Consider the following 17,831-nt stretch of genomic DNA (forward strand, 5'->3'; position numbering starts at 1 on the left):
AGTCAGAAAAGTATTTGAAACAGGTAAAGGTAAACATGAATTCATGGTTACTTTTACCTCACCATAAAGATAAATAATAAGGAGTCCGCAAAATGGGTGGACAACATGGTCATGACCATAGTCATGCTGTAGTGACTGAAGGTAATGCCAAGAAATTAACGATTGCCTTGGCGCTTACTACGACATTTTTAATTGTTGAGGTTATTGCAGGTTTAATCACACAAAGTCTGGCGTTGCTCTCTGACGCTGCGCATATGTTTACAGATGCAGCTGCTTTGGCAATTGCTCTGGTCGCAATTCAGATTTCAAAACGTCCCGCTGATAATAAGCGTACTTTTGGTTATCAACGCTTTGAAATTCTGGCCGCTTTATTTAATGCACTCATGCTGTTCGTGGTGGCAATTTATATTTTATATGAAGCCTATATCCGATTCTCTAAGCCACCTGAAATTCAAAGTGTGGGAATGTTGGTGGTAGCGACTATTGGTTTGGTAATTAACCTCATCTCAATGAAAATCCTGATGTCGAGTGCCAATAACAGCCTAAATGTGAAAGGTGCTTATCTAGAAGTATTGAGTGATGCACTAGGTTCGGTAGGCGTTATTATTGGTGCAATTATTATTTACTTCACTAATTGGTACTGGATTGACACGCTTATTGCGGTACTGATTGGATTTTGGGTGCTGCCAAGAACATGGGTTTTACTTAAGCAAAGTATTAACATTTTGCTCGAAGGTGTACCCGAAGAGGTCGATATTGAGAAGCTACGTGCGGATTTACTTTCTTTAAATGGTGTTGAGAGTATTCACCAACTCAAAGTGTGGGCGATTACTTCTAAAAATATCCATTTAACCGTGCACTTATTTGCGCCTGAAGCTGACCGTACCAAGTTGTATCAAGATGCTGTTGAAATGCTTTCTCATGAACATGGTATTGGTGAAGTGACATTGCAAATTGAGGACGATGCCGAGATCAATTGTCAGCATATTGCTCAGCATGCTTCGCACAAACATGATGATGCAGACAATGCACATTCACATCAGCATTAAGCTGATGTGAACAGTTTTTTTAAATTTCCCATTCGTTATTGCAGTCACGGCATTTCCAGTGTTTTTGTGACTGCATAAATGCTTGCATAGACAATTTAAAATCAGGCAAATCACGCCAGAACATAAAACCTGCCCCTACAGTAACCACAAATGCAACTACTGTTGCAATTTGAAGAGAACTACCTGCACCATTGCCAAAAATCCACATAAAGATGCTAATGACTACTAACAGTAAAAGCACAAAAATTGCAGGAATCAAGATAACCAGACTTTTAGGAACGACAGGTTTTGCGCTGTTCACGCCTTGGCTCACAGGCATAATTTTAACACTTTGACATTTAGGGCAACGATATTGCATGAGAACTCCACATTTAGTTTGAATCTATTCTAACGGAAATGTGCAGAAAGAAAAAAATTTGTAAGATATCGATGAAATGCGTTGAGTTAGCAGAAAAATTACTTATGAATAAACAAAGAAATATAAAAAAACAGATGATTTATCCGTACACATAAAAATTAAAATAATATTGTAGAGCATGCTAATCTACAGAAAAATGAAGTGTGATTAGCACAATAAATGAGCTTAAATACTCGAATAGGATGTGGGATAAATATAAAAAGGAGAGAGGGACTTGGGTCAACAAGATGACAATAAGTCGCAGCCTACAACGACAGCATCGGTTTTAGCTACTCCAGATACCGCTAAACCGTCATTATCTCGTCGATTACTGCATAAGACATTGCAACATGCCCAAGATGCAGTTGGGTTTGCTAGCGACACGACACGTAATATTGCAGAGGTTGCTGATGCTGCTTTGGACGCACTCGATCAAGTAACTACTCATACACGACGTGGAGTTGTCGGAATGACAAATCTGGCAGCAGGCACGGTAAGAGATATGGTGTCTGAAACCAGTGAAACAGCACGCCAAGTCGCGTTGATTATGGCGCGAACTTTTTTGGGCAAAAGTACCTTAACGTTGTACTTACCCGAAATGTTATTAAATAATCAAATTCTTAAGCGCATTGATCGCTCCGAAATTGATGATATTAAAATTAAATGCGGCAATGACAGTTTCCAAGTCGAGATCGATGGGCATTATCATCGCTTCATGTATCGTTTAAGTTTAGATTTTAAAGTATTGGAATGCCGTATTGGGCAGGAAAAATTCTTACGCTTGCGACAAATGGATGAAAGTCTTGATGTTCAGATTCGACATGGCGGCACCTTGTCAAATTGGGCTGTGCGCCGTATTGGTCGAGTTGGTTTCGAAGTGGTAAATATGTTGCCTATTCCATCACTTATTAATCATTTGATTGGTGATATTCCCGGAATCCAACGCGATGGCCACCGCATGTGGTTTATTGACCTAGAGCAAGCAGGATTTATTGACTTTATTAACAACCGTTCATGGATGGTTGAAAAGCTTTTAAGTTTGACTGATTTTAGTATTTTACCGGGCTTGAATATTTTGAGAGAAAGTCGCGAGCTTGTGCAGCAGTTAGTCGATCAGTTTGAAATTAGAGGACTACGAGTGCAGTCAGGTCGCCTTGAAGTACAAGTGGGAATTGCGGGTTGATAGAGTATATAAAAAAGCTAATCATTGATTGGCTTTTTATTTTTTAGGCAAGAAAAAAGCCACTGACGTTATGCAGTGGCTTTTTAGAATTTGGCGTCCCTACGGGGATTCGAACCCCGGTTACCGCCGTGAAAGGGCGATGTCCTAGGCCTCTAGACGATAGGGACTTATATGAGGCTAGTTACCTGCGCGCAGTAAACTGCTTGCCTAAATTCTCGGCAAAGATAATTAATCTTTGCTTTTCCTCGAATTTAGTGGCGTCCCTACGGGGATTCGAACCCCGGTTACCGCCGTGAAAGGGCGATGTCCTAGGCCTCTAGACGATAGGGACGTTTCAGAGGTGGGCGTATATTAGGTCGATTTAATAAAAGTGTCAAATAGTTTTCTGAAGAAATATTAAAAAAAACAGTCAAGCGATTAAAAATAACTCAAATTGTAGAAAATATATACATTTAGCCCTCATTTTTCTGAAAAGGCTCAATAATTGCCTTTATGACCGACGGATGTTGTAGATACCCTAAAATCTCATGAGGTTGGTTGGCGAAAGTATAAATTTTCTGATTAATAATGGCAGGTTCAAAATTAAATGGGGCTTCACACAATGGAAATGCAGTCAAAAAATCATCCTGAGAGTAAAAATTAAACCAATCACCGTAAATACATGGCGGTCTAGAAATTGGACTCGGGAGCTTACTTTGAATTACGCGAAAAGATAAAGGAGAAGCTAAGGTGACAAAGCGTTTAACCGAAAAGTGACAAGAGGGATCAGATAATAATTGAAAAGCAATAACTGAACCGAGAGAGTGTCCAACCACAACATAATCTTCTTCTTCTCGCATTTTCTTTAAAATTCTTTGATGTACTTCCTCCATAAACTCTGGATTAGATAGATACATATAGGTTTCGATGAGGAATTGTTGAATCAAACTTTCATGCAGTTTAGGAAAGTTATTTAATAAAACAACTAGTTCTTTCAGTACACGATCTTTAACTAATTGAGAAGTGAGATAAAGCCGTTCTGAGAAGCTTTTATCAGTTTGATCGGTTGAGGGACGTAACAACGGAACAAATGGAGTGTGCTCTCTAGTAGGAGGATTACTTGGGTGTACGTTAATAGGGAAATAATTATTAAAAAATGATTTAGGTAATAACGTGTTAAGGTCTAATTGGTTACTTAATTGGTATTTGGTCATTAAGTCGCCATAAAATGGCATGTGAATATGAAGATCGCGGACATTAACTTTGCAAGGCATTTGTTTCAGGCCGAGCTTGAATACTTTTAACCAATGCTCTTTCAAGCGATGTGCTGTGTAGTTTTGTTGATTCATCCCGTGGATAAATATAATTTTCATTCTATACAAGATTTTGTTTTTAATATAAATTTTAATCTACAACGGTATGTTGTTTAAAACCAGTATATAGGCAAAAAAAAGTGTAGCTTTTTGCTACACTTTAATTGAATAACGACTGGTTTAGTCTTTATTACGATAAAAAATAAAATAACTGACATAACATAAAGCTGTAAAAATAAGACAGCCTACAAAACCAGCGCGCATTTCAGGGTCTGCTGCCATACTCAAGCAAGTAATGAAACAGAAAACAAAACCTAAAATTGGCACAATAGGGAATAAAGGCGCAGCATATTGTAAGTCTTTAACTGTATGACCTGATCTATACCATTGGCGGCGGAAATTGAACTGACTTAAACAAATGCTCATCCATACGATGACCATGGTAAAAGCAGCTACACCCAGCAGATTCTTAAAAATAGTCTCAGGTGCAAATTGCTCTGATAATAAACCTGGAATTGCACCGAACATAGTTACAACTAGAGCTACGATTGGCGTTCCACTTTTTGATAAAGTCGCAAACACACTAGGTAGTAATTTTTGTTCTGACAGAGACCACATCATACGTGAAGCTGCATATAGGCCAGAATTGGCTGCTGAAAGCAGAGCTGTGATAATTACAAACCTAATAATGTCATCCGCATATGGAATGCCAATATAATTAAATACCGTCACAAAAGGACTGCTACTTACACCGTCACCGCCTAAACCTGCAAGTTGGAAAGGAAGTAAGGCGCTAATGACAATGATGGTACCCACAAAGAAAATAAGGAGGCGCCAGATCGCGGCATTAATCGCTTTTGGTACATTTTGAGCCGGATCTTTTGTTTCGCCAGCTGCTACACCAATTAATTCGGTTCCTGAGAAAGCAAAGTTAACAATTAACATGGTCGTAAAAATAGGAATTAAACCATGAGGGAACCAGCCTTGAGCCGTAAGATTGCTAAATAGTGGAGCAGTCTGGGCACCATGGAATGGAATTAAACCAAAAATTGCTAATAGGCCGAGCACAATAAAGGCAATGACAGTAACGACTTTAACAAGAGCCAGCCAAAACTCAGATTCAGCAAAAATACGCGTTGAACTAATATTTAAGCCAAAGATAGTAACTGCAAAAATAATTGTCCAAATCCACATAGAAATCTGTGGAAACCATTCTTGCATGAGTAGGGCTGCGGCAGTGAATTCGGTTCCAAGCGTTGCAGTCCATGTGAGCCAGTACATCCAAGAAATCATATAGCCAGTACTTGGACTGATATATTTTTTGGCATAGGCACCAAAAGAACCTGAAACAGGCATGTGTACAGCGAGTTCTCCTAGGCAGAGCATGACCATGTAAGCGATCGCGCCACCAAGAATATAGGCAATAATTGCGCCAATAGCTCCAGTTTGTGAAATGACTTCCCCTGAACCTAAAAATAGACCAGTTCCGATCGCTCCGCCCAGTGATAACATCACAAGATGGCGAGTGCTCATGGCTCTTTTTAAAGGTGCAGTACTGTTCTGATGCTGATGAGCATCTAGTTGATTGTCAGATGGCTGCATATTACACATTGAGAGAATTAAGAAAGACGCTATTTTAGATAAAATAGACAAATGTGCAATCTAGAAAGAGATAAAGAATAAACAGTAAGGTGACGATAGAGTCTTTTTATAATTTTTAAAGCAGAATATGGCGTCCCTACGGGGATTCGAACCCCGGTTACCGCCGTGAAAGGGCGATGTCCTAGGCCTCTAGACGATAGGGACTTGATGAGGCAAACACAAAGGAGCGTGGTGGAGTCAAGCGGGATCGAACCGCTGACCTCTACAATGCCATTGTAGCGCTCTACCAACTGAGCTATGACCCCAGTTTGTGTGAGCGCAATCTTAGGGTGAATGCGCTCACACGTCAACAAAAAAATGAATTAAACTTCGCTAGTTGCGTCATTTTTCGGCAATTTTAAGCTCTCATTGAGTTTTTCCCAATTTTTAACTTCTTTCTTGCTCGGTCCGCCCACAATTTCTAAGGCATGACGTAAGCGAGCGAAAGTTAAATCAGGCCCAAGCGTAACCATTGATTGCATCACTGGTGTTGAACTCGTTGAACCGGCAATTGCGATAAAGAACGCTGGCATGAAATCACGTAGTTTAATGCCCATCTGATTCGCAAGATCCATTAGGGTTTGGCTAACGGTGTCATTATTCCAAGTAAACTGACCTTCAAGACGCCAAATTGCAAATTGTAAACTTTGACGAACTTGCTCTTGAGTCAATTTTTTACTTTCAAACATTTCAGCAGTAATTTGTGGCATATGGTTAAAATAGAAACCAGCCCAATTCACAGCTTCTGAAAGTAAATTAATACGTGGTTGAATAGCGGCAGCAATGTCTTCTAAAGTGTTGCGATCACTCTTCCATGTTAATAAACGGTCTAATAGTTGACCTGGAGTTAACCCTTTGATCCACTGACCGTTAAGCCAGTTCAATTTTTCAACGTCAAAAATTGGTCCACCTAGTGATACGCGTTGAATATCAAAGTTATCCATCATATCTTGTAATGTGAAAACTTCTCTTTCATCCGGCATTGACCAACCCATGCGGCCTAAATAGTTGAGTAAGGCTTCTGGTAATACACCGATATCGCGGTAGTAGTTAATTGATGTCGGGTTTTTGCGTTTAGATAGTTTTGATTTATCTGGGTTACGCAACAATGGCATGTGGCAAAGAGTTGGCATTTCCCAACCAAAATATTGGTAAAGCAACTGATGCTTCGGTGCAGATGGAAGCCATTCTTCACCACGCAATACATGAGTGATTTCCATTAAATGGTCATCAACAACGTTAGCCAAGTGGTAAGTAGGTAAGCCATCTGTTTTAAGAAGGACTTGCATATCGACTTGAGCCCAAGGAATTTCAACTTCTCCACGTAGCAAGTCGTTAAATTTACAAACACCTTCTTCAGGCACTTTCATACGAATGACATGAGGTTCACCCGCTTCAAGACGTCGAGTCACTTCTTCTTGAGAAAGTTTTAAACCGCGGCCGTCATATTTTGGTGTTTCGCCACGTGCTTGTTGTTCAACACGCATTTGGTCAAGTTCTTCTGCTGTTGCGAAACAGTAAAAAGCATGACCTTTTTCAACAAGTTCTAATGCGTATTGCTTATAAATTCCCATACGTTCAGATTGGCGATATGGTGCATGTGGGCCACCTACATCTGGACCTTCAGACCAATTCAAACCTAACCAACGTAATGAATCCAAAATCATTTTTTCAGACTCTGGTGTAGAACGAAGTTGGTCTGTATCTTCAATCCTTAAAATAAATTCTCCGCCATGTTGTTTCGCAAAACACATGTTAAATAAAGCAATATAGGCTGTGCCCACATGAGGAAAACCAGTAGGGGAAGGTGCAATACGAGTACGAACTTTCATAGATAATGGGTCAGAATAAAAATTGAAACTATTATAACGAAAAAGCCCAGTATTCTGACGTTTTATTTAACGTCAGTCTGGGCTAAAACTGAAACGAAGAGGGGGGTGTTTCAGATTTTAAGAAGCATGGGGCTGAAAGATTGCCTGAACAAAACGTGAAAAACGTTCGTGTTGTGCAGCAAGAAAATTTTGAGTTGGTGTAACGCGAATCGTATTTAGAACTTTAAGCTCATCATTTGTAGAAGGTAACACAATAGGGTTACGTTTCTGCTGATCTAAAGCTTTTTCAATAAGCGAAGTCTGTTTCTCTGAACCAGTTTTGCTTGGAGTATCTTTAAGTACTGCTGCTGCAGAAAACTGTGATGCCAAACTCAGCACCAAACTTAAGCTTAAAGCTTTTCCATAATGAATTTTCATTGTTAATCATCCCCTCTGTTCATTACATTTCATCTATTTTTTGAGTTTAACAAAATGTAAAATTACGGTAATGCTACGATTTAAACATAAATATTAATAAAAAAGTGGAACTGTGTCACACTTTTTACAAAATTTACCTATATTTTAAACTGGTCGACTCAAATGTAGACCATATGTATCCTTTACGCTTCATTATTTAACAAATTAATGTGTAGATAAAGTGAAGGTCCTAAATAAGTTGTAAGAATAATTACAAAATTTTTCAAAAATGAAATAACTTAGACATTCTAAGCTATATATCTAAAAAAGATTAATAAAAAAGATATAAATATAAGTAATTGATTGTAAAAAATAAAATTAAAAATATAGTTAAACTAAAACGAATGATGGATTTTGTAAATGAAAAAAATATCAATAATAGCTGTCGCTTTATATGTGGGAATAGCGACAACAGCGGCTCAAGCAGCGACCTCTTTTTTAAATGTTTCTTATGATCCGACTCGAGAGTTCTATCAAGAATATAACCAAGCATTTGGTAAATTTTGGAAACAGCGAACAGGGCAAGACGTTGAATTCAAACAGTCACATGGTGGATCTGGCAAACAAGCCCGCGCGGTAGCCACAGGACTTGAAGCTGATGTAGTAACGTTAGCATTAGCGAATGATATTGATGAGATTGTGAAAGCTGGGTTTATTCAGCCGAACTGGCAAAAAGAATTTCCAAATAATTCTGCCCCGTATACTTCGACTGTCGTGTTTCTAGTACGAAAAGGTAATCCGAAAAATATACGCGACTGGAATGATTTAACAAAACCAGGCGTGGAAATTATCACTCCTAACCCTAAAACGGGTGGTGCACCGCGTTGGATTTATCTCTCTGCGTGGGGATATGCATTAAAACAGCCGGGTGGAAATGATGCTAAGGCTCGAGAGTTGGTGAAAAAGCTTTATCACAATGTGAAAGTTCTAGATTCGGGGGCCCGTGGTTCACTTACTACATTTGCCGAACGTGGCATTGGTGATGTTTTATTGTCTTGGGAAAATGAAGCTTTGTTGGCGACGAAAGGACCTGATAAGGATAAATATCAAATTGTTTATCCATCAGTTTCAATTTTGGCAGAACCATCTGTAGCGATTGTAGATAAAACCGTAGATAAAGATGGAAATAGGACTTTGGCAAAAGGTTATCTGAACTTTTTATATTCACCTTTAGGCCAAGAATTGGCTGCTAAACATTATTTCCGCCCGCGTAATGCTCAAGTGGCTGCGAAATATGCAGCGCAATTTCCAAAAATTAAATTATTTACCATTAATGATGTGTTCGGTGGCTGGGCTAAAGCTCAGAAAACTCACTTTGCAAACGGTGCTATTTTTGATCAAATTTATGATGGCAAGCAGTAAATAAAATGATCTAAAAACAATAGTCCAAAAAGAAAACTTAGAAGTTAAATATTCATAAAGAAAGCAAGCAAACTTAAAAAAGTAAGCTTGCTTTCTTTTTTTGCTTAAAAAATGCTAACAAAACGGTTTTATCTATGAAAAATTAATATTTTCCTACAAAAAGCCGTTTGGCGTTGGTCATAAACAAGGTGATAATGTGCAGTTACATTTTTACGCAATGATTTAACACCTATGTCGCATATTTCTGTCTTACTTTTTGAGACCGTTGAGAGTTTATTGGCAGATCGCACAACAGGGGTGTATATCGATGCAACCTTCGGACGAGGTGGGCATACACGTTTATTGCTCTCGAAACTTGATGAAAATGCACGAGTATATGCATTTGATAAAGACCCTCAAGCTTTGGAAGTTGCAGCTGCTTTGGCGCAAGAAGACCCGAGATTTACCATTATTCATGCCAGTTTTGCTGATATTAAAGAAAAAATGCAGGAAATTGGTGTGATGAGTGTTGATGGCATTATGGCTGACTTAGGAGTTTCATCTCCTCAACTCGACCAAGCTGAACGTGGTTTCAGTTTTATGCAAGATGGTCCTCTAGACATGCGAATGGATAATTCTAAGGGGTTAACCGCAGCTGAGTGGTTACTTGAAATTGAAGAAGAACAATTAGCAAATATTATTTATCAATATGGCGAAGAGCGTTATAGTCGACGTATTGCAAAAGCGATTAAACAAGCTGGAAAACTAGACACGACAGCCCAATTGGCAGAACTTGTTAAAACAGCTCATCCAAAATGGGAAAAACATAAACATCCAGCAACACGTACATTTCAGGCAATTCGTATTGCTATTAATAAAGAACTAGATGATATTGAAGTATTTTTACCACAAGCTGTAGACTTACTAAAACCAAAAGGGCGTTTGTCTGTGATTAGCTTCCATTCTCTTGAAGATCGTTTAATCAAACAATTTATTCAAAAAGAATCGACTTTGGCAGAAGATATTGGCTGGGGAATGCCTCAGCAACAGGTAGATACAAGAAGGTTAAAGAAAATTTCACGGGTTCGTGCGAGTGAAGAAGAAGTAAAAGCGAACCCACGTTCACGTAGTGCATGGCTTCGGGTTGCTGAACGCTTGGAACAAAAAGGCGCGTAATGAAAAGCAGTGATGAAATTGAAACCACCGAAAATAAAGTGGTGAAAAAAGTTGTGGCATACACCGTATTAGTGGCGCTTGTTTTTATCAGTGCCATGATGGTGGTATTTCAAGTATTTGAATATCGTCATGATTATAGAGAGCTCAGCTCTTATATGCGTGAACGTGATGATCTCAATGCTGAATGGGGGCGTTTGCTTATTGAGCAACAAACCTTCGGTGCAACAGCACAGATTGGTACGCGTGCTGTAACTCAACTACGCATGTTTTCGCCACCTGCTGCAGAAACGGTGGTAATTTCTTTACCGATGACCTCAGAGCAAAATAAGTAAGGCCTTGCTGTATGGTAGATAAGCGAACAAAGCAAACACGGAAAAAACAGCAGTCTATTTCGGAAAAACCAACTCTTGCCTTTGATATGTGGCGGTTTTATCTGCTCTGGGCAACAGTACTGCTCTGTTTTGTTGTATTAATTGCACGTGCATTTTATGTGCAAGTGATTAATAAAGACTTTTTACAAAACAAGGCCAATGCCAATATTTTGCGTACGGAACGTATTGAGGCAATGCGTGGGGTTATTAGCGACCGTCATGGTGTGCCTTTGGCCATTAGTACGCCTATTATGAAAATTGTCATTGATCCACGTGATTACTTTGATACCAAGCATTTATATGACGAAATTACAGCGGAATTAAAAAAAGATCCAAATAATCGTAAGTTAAAACGACAATTACCAGATAAAAACCTAAACCTTGATGAGTTGGCGGATGTGGTTGGTTTAGATCGTGCGGATCTAAAAAAACAGATGAATGCGCGTCCACGTTCTCGTTATTTGGTTTTGAAAAAAGAAGTGCCGCCACAGCAGGCAGATCTCATTACAAAGGGTAACTTCCAAGGCGTTTATGCTGAGAAAACATATAAACGTTATTATCCTCAACCGCAGCCAAATGCTCAGATTATTGGTTTAACCAATAGTGAAGGCCAAGGGATTGAAGGCTTGGAAATGCAGTTGAATAAACAACTGTCTGGGGTAGATGGCGAACAAAAAATTATTCGTGATAAACGTGGTAACCGCTTAAAAGTTTCTGAGGTTATTCGCGAAGGTGAGCCAGGCGAAAACATCACTTTAAGTATCGACTCTCGTTTGCAATATATTATGTACCGTGAGTTGACTGCTGCTGGTGTTGCAAATAACGCCCGTTCGGCGACAGCAATTGCTGTAGATGTTAAAACAGGCGAAATTCTGGCTATGACCAGTTGGCCATCTTATAACCCGAATGATAAAAACGGTTTATCTAATAAAGATGCCATGCGTAACCGCGGTGCGATTGATATGTTCGAGCCGGGTTCTACCATGAAGCCTTTTACAGTTTCTGCTGCACTCGAAACTGGACAATATACCCCAAATACGATTGTCAACACTTCGCCAGGTTCAATGCGTTTAGGCTGGCATACTATTCGTGATACGCATAACTATGGTGCTTTGACTGTTAGTGGCGTAATTATTAAGTCATCAAACGTGGGTTCGGCAAAAATTGCGTTGTCACTTCCTAAGGAAACATTACCAAGCTTCTTTAACCGTGCTGGCTTTGGTAAGCGTTCTGCTGTGAAGTTCCCTGGTGAAAGCTCTGGTTTAGTACTTCCTGTAAGCAAGTTAAACTCTTCCCAAATTGGTACCATGGCTTACGGTTATGGTCTAAATGCAACTATTCTTCAGTTGGCGCAAGGCTATGCAATGCTTGCAAACCATGGGGTAAAAATGCCTCTAAGTTTGCATAAACTCGACCAAGCTCCTAAAGGTGAGCAAGTTCTTGCTCCAAAAATTGCTGATCAGGTTTTGCTTATGCTTGAGCAGGTGACGATGCCGGGCGGTACTGCAAAGCAAGCTAATATTCCGGGTTATCGCGTTGGTGGTAAAACAGGTACAGCTCATAAACTTCGTGCAGATCGTAAAGGTTATTCAAATAATGAATACCGTGCTTTATTTGCAGGCGTAGCTCCGATTAGTGATCCTCGTTTAGCGGTTATTGTAGTTGTTGAAAATCCACAAGGCCGTTATTACGGTGGTTTGGTTGCGGCCCCTGTTTTCGCACGAATTATGCAAGAATCATTGCGCTTAATGAATGTGCCGCTTGATAAGCCCCTTGATACTCCAGAAAATCCTATTCGCAGGTAAGCTATGTCTGTTTCTTTCCAAGAAATTAATCCAGTCGAGATCGATGCACAGTGGTCTAAACAGCCTTTTCAAGGCTTTAGTTTAGACAGCCGTAAGGTTGCGTCAGGCCAGATCTTTATCGCTTTGACCAGTTATAGCCAACCTGAAAAAACACGCGCTTTTGCTGAGTCAGCTTTAGCTAATGGTGCACTTGCCATTATTAGCGAGACTGAGTTGGGCGTAGCAAATGAGTGGGTGCGTTCTGATGTGCGTCAACGTATGGGTGAATGGCAAGAACGTTATTTACAGCATATAGATCCCGTAGTACCAGTGCGTATTATTGCAGTGACTGGTACAAATGGTAAAACCACAATTTCGCGTCTAGTGGCTGAATTAATTAGCTCTCAACAACAGCGCTGTGCTGTGATGGGCACTACAGGCAATGGTATTTTACCAGACTTAACACCATCAACTCACACTACGCTTGATGCTTTACAACTGCAAAATGCATTGCATGATTATGCAAAACAAGGTGCGACTTTTGCTTCTTTAGAGGCAAGTTCACATGGTTTGGAACAAGGTCGTTTAAATGGTTGTGCGATTGAGATTGCTGTTTATAGCAATTTGAGTCGTGACCATCTGGATTACCATGGCACTTTAGAGGCGTATGCTGAAGCGAAGGCTCTTTTATTCCGTTTTAGCTCTTTAAAAGTAGCCGTTATTAATTTAGATGATGAGCATGCTGCTCTCATGATCAATGCAGCAAAGCAAAATCCTGCTCAACCGAAAATTTTAACGTATTCACTTACTCAAAATACTGCTGATTATTATATTACTGACCTGAGTTACAGTTTAGCAGGAGCGACATTTAATTTAGTGAGCCCACAAGGTTCTTTTGCTGTGCAAAGTCCATTGTTAGGGCATTTTAATGTCGAAAACTTGGTTGCAGCTCTTATTGCTGCTGAGCAAGCAGGTTTTGATTTAAAAGCGTTAGTAGCTTTCGTTCCTAAACTAATTGGTGCCCCAGGTCGAATGCAGGTTATTCGTGATGGTGAGCGTTTATTTGTTGTTGATTATGCGCATACACCAGATGCATTAATTCAAGTGCTTAAAACCTTAAAACGTCATGTGTCTAATCAACTTTGGGCTGTATTTGGGTGTGGCGGGGACCGCGATCGCGGTAAGCGCCCATTAATGACTCAAGCAGCTTTAGACGGCGCAAATCCAGTTATTTTGACGTCGGATAACCCAAGAAGAGAAGACCCTGAACAAATTTTTGCTGACATGAAGCAAGGAATCGACTTTTCAGGGCACCGTATGCATGAAATTCATGACCGCCGTGAAGCAATTAAATTTGTTGCACAGCAGGCTCAGGCTGGTGATATTGTTGTGATTGCCGGTAAAGGACATGAAAATTATCAAGAAATTAATGGCGTACGTCACTGGTTTGATGATGTTGTTGAAGTGCGTTCTGCGATTGATGCACAACATCACACTGTAGACGCTGCTTACCCTGCACAATAGGACAAATTATGCATACTTCAACCACCAGTACCGTGCCTTTGGAACCGTGGACAGCTCAACAATTACAACAGGCAACACAGGGCTACTGGCATAAAGACCAGATCCCTCAAACTGAAATTAAACGTATTTTGACGGACTCGCGTCATGCGGAAACTGGGGATGCCTTTTTAGCACTAAAAGGTGAGCGTTTCGATGCGCATGATTTCGTTGCGCAAGTTGCTGCAAATGGTTGTCAAATAGCTATTGTTGAACGTCCGCTAGATGTAGATATTGCACAACTCGTCGTTGCCGATACTCGATTAGCATTAGGGCAACTTGGTGCTTATCGCCGTGAGCAAAACTCACAATTAAAGGTGATTGCCTTAACGGGAAGTAGTGGTAAAACTACCACCAAAGAAATGCTGGGAAGTATATTGTCGCGCTTAGCACCGACATTAATCACCCGAGGCAATTTAAATAATGACCTTGGTGTACCAATGATGTTGTTAGAGCTTCGCAAGGAACATCAATATGCGGTGATGGAGTTGGGTGCAAGCCATCAAGGCGAGATTGATTACACATCAAAACTCGTTCAGCCTCATGTTGCGGGCATATTAAATATTGGTACAGCTCATTTAGGCGAGTTTGGTGGTCGTGAAGGTATTTGCCGCGCAAAATCGGAAATTTATCGTCACATTTTACCAAATGGCGTTGCAATCGTGCCGCAACAAGATGACTTCACTGCCGAAATTCTTGATGCTGCGAAAGCTCATCGTATTTCTACATTTGGTGTAGGAGGCGATGTCTATGCAACAGATGTGGAGTTATTGCCTCAATCAACGAATTTTAACCTTCATACACCGCAAGGTAGCAGTGCAGTTAAGCTTCCTTTTGCGGGTGAGCATAATGTTCAAAATGCGACCGCAGCTGTAGCTTTTGCTTTAGCAATTGGTATTGGACTAGAAGATATTGTCCAAGGTTTAGAGCAAGCTCGGGGAGCGAAAGGTCGTCTTAACTTTATTCAAAAGTCATCTTACTTATTTATTGATGATACCTACAATGCCAATCCGACTTCTATGCGCGCTGCTGCACAAGTGTTGTTGCAGCAACAAGGCGTAAAAGTGATGGTCATGGGGGATATTGGTGAGTTAGGTGATAGCAGTTGGCAAGAGCATCATGATTTAGGTCGTGATCTTGCCGAACTTCCTCTAGATCATATTATTGCAGTTGGACAGTTCGCCTCAGCTGCTCTCGAGGGTGCAGACTCTCATTCTAATAAAGTGAAAGCATTTCAGACACAAGCTGACGCGCTTCCATTTTTAATCAATCTAATCCAAACACATCAACCCCAGTCCATGAGTTTCCTGTTTAAAGGTTCTCGCTTTACTCATATGGAAACGTTGATGGCTGATTTGATGGAGAAACTTTAAATGCTGTTATGGTTGTTTGAACAACTTGCGGGCTATCACAGCTCGTTTCAGGTCGTTCGTTATTTAACATTACGTTCTTTACTCAGTGTATTAACTTCACTGACCATTGGTCTGGTCCTTGGGCCGATCATGATTCGTAAATTACAAGCGTTAAAATACGGTCAGGCAGTAAGTTCGTTTGCTCCTGAAAATCATGCTAAAAAAATGGGTACACCAACGATGGGCGGAATTTTAATTCTGCTTTCAATTGGTATTAGTACTTTACTATGGGCTGATTTATCTAACCCTTATGTCTGGATTGTGCTTGGTGTAATGGTTGTATTCGGTGCTGTAGGCTGGGCAGATGACTGGATTAAAATTCGCTATAAAGACAATGCAGGTTTACCTGCACGTAAGAAGTTTTTCTGGACTTCTGTTGCATCGCTGGGTGCTGGTATTGCGTTATATTTAATCGCAACTCAACAGTCCAATGCAGAACATACCGCCAACATGCTGGATTTATTGATTCCATTCTTTAAGAATCTTTCAATTCCACTCTCAATTGTTCCTTTAGGTTTGGCATTTATTGTATTTACCTATCTGGTGATTAATGGTGCTTCTAACGCTGTTAACTTAACAGATGGTTTAGATGGCTTGGCAATCATGCCAGTTGTCATGGTAGCTACGGGCTTAGGCGTATTTGCTTACTTGTCTGGTGACATCCGTTTCGCTAACTATTTACATATTCCATATGTGAAATATACATCTGAACTCGTAGTAATCTGTTCTGCCATGATTGGTGCTGGTTTGGCATTCCTTTGGTATAACGCGCATCCTGCTCAAGTATTTATGGGGGATGTCGGTGCTTTAGCTTTAGGTGCGATGCTTGGAACAATTGCGGTTATGGTTCGTCAAGAAATCGTATTTGCAATTATGGGTGGTGTATTTGTAATGGAGGCAGTATCTGTATTCTTACAAATCGGCTCCTTACGTATGCGTAATAAACGTGTGTTCTTAATGGCGCCGCTGCATCATCACTATGAAAAGCAGGGCTGGAAAGAAACGCAAGTTGTGATCCGTTTTTGGATTATTACAATTATATTAGTAGTTTTAGGTCTAATGACTTTAAAATTGCGATAGATCTTATTTTAGTGTCAATATAAAGCCAGTTCTACTGGCTTTTTTTATTGGAGAGGTGAATGACAAAAGTTGCTGGTCTAGACCAATTATCTGTGATTAATCAAAAAGTAGTTGGAGAGGGCGAAGTATTACCTCAAGTTGTACTTAAAGATGGAAGTCAGGTGCAAACAGGAACTGTAGCGACAATGTTGCACAATATTGAATTGTATAATGCTGGGCAAAGAGGACAAATTGAGGAAGAGCTAAAGATCGCAATTCCAACTTTAGTCAAGGTAGGTCTGTTTGATTTGTTTCAGGTAGATGAATGGATTAAGGGTACAAATGCAGGTCGCACCTTTGTTGGACTACACGCAAAGACTTATTTACAACAAAAAGAACAAGAGAATAATTAAAAGTGGCTAAGCAAATTTTAATGTGTCCTGTATGTCGTCAGTCCCTCAATTTAATTGAACGAACTTGGCGATGTGAGCAAGAACATAGTTATGATGTAGCTAAACAAGGCTATGTCAATTTACATGTGGTGCAACATAAACATAGTAAAAACCCAGGGGATACACCCGAGTCAGTAGATGCGCGACGAGCTTTTTTGCAAGGTGGTTATTATCAGCCATTACAGCAAGCTGTAGTCGCTTTATTAAAGCAGCTAGATGTAAAAGCAATACTCGATATCGGATGTGGTGAAGGCTACTATACAAGTGCCATGCAGCAAGTCGTTGAGCAGTGTGTTGGTGTTGATATTGCAAAAAATGCGGTACAGCGGGCAGCAAAGCTCAACACTGAAGTAACTTGGGTGGTGGGAACAGGGGCGACTTTACCAGTGCTAGACCATAGCATGGATGCCTGCACCAGTTTATTTAGCCCGATTCCGCAAACAGAAATTGCACGTGTTTTAAAAGATGAGGGCTATTTAATTGTTGTTACGCCTGCTTCTGAACATTTGTATGCAATGCGTGAGGCTTTATTTGAGCAAGTTAATCCTCACACACCAGAAAAGTTTGTAGAGCAACTACAAGATTTGTTTGAATTAAAGCAAGAGCAAATTATTGATGCGCCTTTTGTGCTCGATCAACAAGCCTTAAAAAATCTGATTGCTATGACACCTTATGCTTATAAAGCTTCTCCTGAGCGTCGCTTGCAGTTAGAGCAGCAATTGCAATTAGAAGTAACGGCATCATTTCAAATTTATGTCTTTCAGAAGCGCAATAAAAAAGCCATCTAACGATCTATTTTAAGAGCGCAAAAAAAGAAGCCATCTGA

At 40.1% G+C, this 17,831-nt stretch carries 16 protein-coding genes and 4 tRNA genes; 11 read left to right on the forward strand and 9 right to left on the reverse strand.

Features of this window, described 5'->3' with window-relative positions; translation table 11 throughout:
- Positions 1–92 precede the first annotated feature (92 nt).
- Positions 93–1,049, forward strand: coding sequence for a cation diffusion facilitator family transporter (locus H7R46_RS01425; RefSeq protein ID WP_005067046.1), 957 nt, complete (start codon positions 93–95; stop codon positions 1,047–1,049).
- Positions 1,050–1,068: 19 nt separating this feature from the next.
- Here H7R46_RS01425 and H7R46_RS01430 read toward each other — a convergent pair whose 3' ends face one another.
- Complete coding sequence (locus H7R46_RS01430) at positions 1,069–1,407, reverse strand: hypothetical protein (protein ID WP_002117013.1); 339 nt, start codon at positions 1,405–1,407, stop codon at positions 1,069–1,071.
- 274 nt (positions 1,408–1,681) lie between these two features.
- Here H7R46_RS01430 and H7R46_RS01435 point away from each other — a divergent pair, with 274 nt between their 5' ends.
- On the forward strand, positions 1,682–2,629 hold the full coding sequence (locus H7R46_RS01435; RefSeq protein ID WP_086260806.1) for a hypothetical protein: 948 nt from the start codon (positions 1,682–1,684) through the stop codon (positions 2,627–2,629).
- Positions 2,630–2,720: 91 nt separating this feature from the next.
- Here H7R46_RS01435 and H7R46_RS01440 read toward each other — a convergent pair.
- The 8 genes from H7R46_RS01440 to H7R46_RS01475 form a co-directional block, all read right to left on the reverse strand.
- A tRNA-Glu gene (locus H7R46_RS01440) sits at positions 2,721–2,796 on the reverse strand.
- Positions 2,797–2,884: 88 nt separating this feature from the next.
- Positions 2,885–2,960, reverse strand: a tRNA-Glu gene (locus tag H7R46_RS01445).
- A 121-nt stretch (positions 2,961–3,081) separates the two neighbouring features.
- Entirely contained in the window at positions 3,082–3,981 is a 900-nt protein-coding gene (locus H7R46_RS01450) for a hypothetical protein (RefSeq protein ID WP_005067051.1), read from the reverse strand.
- A 120-nt stretch (positions 3,982–4,101) separates the two neighbouring features.
- Complete coding sequence (locus tag H7R46_RS01455; protein ID WP_005067053.1) at positions 4,102–5,523, reverse strand: amino acid permease; 1,422 nt, start codon at positions 5,521–5,523, stop codon at positions 4,102–4,104.
- A 128-nt stretch (positions 5,524–5,651) separates the two neighbouring features.
- A tRNA-Glu gene (locus tag H7R46_RS01460) sits at positions 5,652–5,727 on the reverse strand.
- A gap of 25 nt (positions 5,728–5,752) precedes the next feature.
- Positions 5,753–5,828 (reverse strand) — tRNA-Ala (locus tag H7R46_RS01465).
- Positions 5,829–5,885: 57 nt separating this feature from the next.
- A complete protein-coding gene (gene gltX, locus H7R46_RS01470) occupies positions 5,886–7,394 on the reverse strand; it encodes a glutamate--tRNA ligase (protein ID WP_005067056.1) in 1,509 nt (502 codons plus the stop codon).
- A 117-nt stretch (positions 7,395–7,511) separates the two neighbouring features.
- Complete coding sequence (locus H7R46_RS01475; RefSeq protein WP_002116889.1) at positions 7,512–7,811, reverse strand: hypothetical protein; 300 nt, start codon at positions 7,809–7,811, stop codon at positions 7,512–7,514.
- 399 nt (positions 7,812–8,210) lie between these two features.
- On the opposite strand from H7R46_RS01475, the gene H7R46_RS01480 reads away from it, so the two are divergent.
- The 9 genes from H7R46_RS01480 (at position 8,211) to H7R46_RS01520 (ending at position 17,793) form a co-directional block, all read left to right on the forward strand.
- On the forward strand, positions 8,211–9,212 hold the full coding sequence (locus H7R46_RS01480) for a sulfate ABC transporter substrate-binding protein (protein ID WP_005067060.1): 1,002 nt from the start codon (positions 8,211–8,213) through the stop codon (positions 9,210–9,212).
- A gap of 231 nt (positions 9,213–9,443) precedes the next feature.
- Positions 9,444–10,367: a 16S rRNA (cytosine(1402)-N(4))-methyltransferase RsmH gene (gene rsmH / locus H7R46_RS01485; protein WP_002116998.1), complete on the forward strand. Its 924-nt coding sequence runs from the start codon at positions 9,444–9,446 to the stop codon at positions 10,365–10,367.
- Entirely contained in the window at positions 10,367–10,699 is a 333-nt protein-coding gene (ftsL, locus tag H7R46_RS01490; protein ID WP_002116847.1) for a cell division protein FtsL, read from the forward strand. Before rsmH ends, ftsL begins: the two co-directional genes overlap by 1 nt.
- An 11-nt stretch (positions 10,700–10,710) precedes the next feature.
- Positions 10,711–12,543, forward strand: a complete 1,833-nt coding sequence (gene ftsI, locus H7R46_RS01495) for a penicillin-binding protein PBP3 (protein ID WP_002117016.1) — start codon at positions 10,711–10,713, stop codon at positions 12,541–12,543.
- A 3-nt stretch (positions 12,544–12,546) separates the two neighbouring features.
- Complete coding sequence (locus H7R46_RS01500; RefSeq protein WP_005067064.1) at positions 12,547–14,046, forward strand: UDP-N-acetylmuramoyl-L-alanyl-D-glutamate--2,6-diaminopimelate ligase; 1,500 nt, start codon at positions 12,547–12,549, stop codon at positions 14,044–14,046.
- 8 nt (positions 14,047–14,054) lie between these two features.
- A complete protein-coding gene (locus H7R46_RS01505; RefSeq protein WP_005067066.1) occupies positions 14,055–15,455 on the forward strand; it encodes a UDP-N-acetylmuramoyl-tripeptide--D-alanyl-D-alanine ligase in 1,401 nt (466 codons plus the stop codon).
- Positions 15,456–16,574, forward strand: a complete 1,119-nt coding sequence (gene mraY / locus H7R46_RS01510; RefSeq protein WP_002116751.1) for a phospho-N-acetylmuramoyl-pentapeptide-transferase — start codon at positions 15,456–15,458, stop codon at positions 16,572–16,574.
- 59 nt (positions 16,575–16,633) lie between these two features.
- Complete coding sequence (locus H7R46_RS01515) at positions 16,634–16,966, forward strand: hypothetical protein (RefSeq protein ID WP_005067072.1); 333 nt, start codon at positions 16,634–16,636, stop codon at positions 16,964–16,966.
- A 2-nt stretch (positions 16,967–16,968) separates the two neighbouring features.
- Entirely contained in the window at positions 16,969–17,793 is an 825-nt protein-coding gene (locus H7R46_RS01520) for a putative RNA methyltransferase (RefSeq protein ID WP_005067074.1), read from the forward strand.
- Positions 17,794–17,831 lie beyond the last annotated feature (38 nt).

The organism is Acinetobacter sp. BEC1-S18-ESBL-01, assembly GCF_014169935.1.
GTDB lineage: Bacteria > Pseudomonadota > Gammaproteobacteria > Pseudomonadales > Moraxellaceae > Acinetobacter > Acinetobacter pittii.

Coding starts and splice junctions, on each gene's coding strand:
- H7R46_RS01480 (WP_005067060.1), top strand. CDS start 8,211: ATGAAAAAAATATCAATAATAGCTGTCGCTTTATATGTGGGAATAGCG.
- H7R46_RS01475 (WP_002116889.1), bottom strand. CDS start 7,811: ATGAAAATTCATTATGGAAAAGCTTTAAGCTTAAGTTTGGTGCTGAGT.
- H7R46_RS01450 (WP_005067051.1), bottom strand. CDS start 3,981: ATGAAAATTATATTTATCCACGGGATGAATCAACAAAACTACACAGCA.
- ftsL (WP_002116847.1), top strand. CDS start 10,367: ATGAAAAGCAGTGATGAAATTGAAACCACCGAAAATAAAGTGGTGAAA.
- H7R46_RS01505 (WP_005067066.1), top strand. CDS start 14,055: ATGCATACTTCAACCACCAGTACCGTGCCTTTGGAACCGTGGACAGCT.
- H7R46_RS01455 (WP_005067053.1), bottom strand. CDS start 5,523: ATGCAGCCATCTGACAATCAACTAGATGCTCATCAGCATCAGAACAGT.
- ftsI (WP_002117016.1), top strand. CDS start 10,711: ATGGTAGATAAGCGAACAAAGCAAACACGGAAAAAACAGCAGTCTATT.
- H7R46_RS01500 (WP_005067064.1), top strand. CDS start 12,547: ATGTCTGTTTCTTTCCAAGAAATTAATCCAGTCGAGATCGATGCACAG.
- gltX (WP_005067056.1), bottom strand. CDS start 7,394: ATGAAAGTTCGTACTCGTATTGCACCTTCCCCTACTGGTTTTCCTCAT.
- rsmH (WP_002116998.1), top strand. CDS start 9,444: ATGTCGCATATTTCTGTCTTACTTTTTGAGACCGTTGAGAGTTTATTG.
- H7R46_RS01515 (WP_005067072.1), top strand. CDS start 16,634: ATGACAAAAGTTGCTGGTCTAGACCAATTATCTGTGATTAATCAAAAA.
- H7R46_RS01430 (WP_002117013.1), bottom strand. CDS start 1,407: ATGCAATATCGTTGCCCTAAATGTCAAAGTGTTAAAATTATGCCTGTG.
- H7R46_RS01425 (WP_005067046.1), top strand. CDS start 93: ATGGGTGGACAACATGGTCATGACCATAGTCATGCTGTAGTGACTGAA.
- mraY (WP_002116751.1), top strand. CDS start 15,456: ATGCTGTTATGGTTGTTTGAACAACTTGCGGGCTATCACAGCTCGTTT.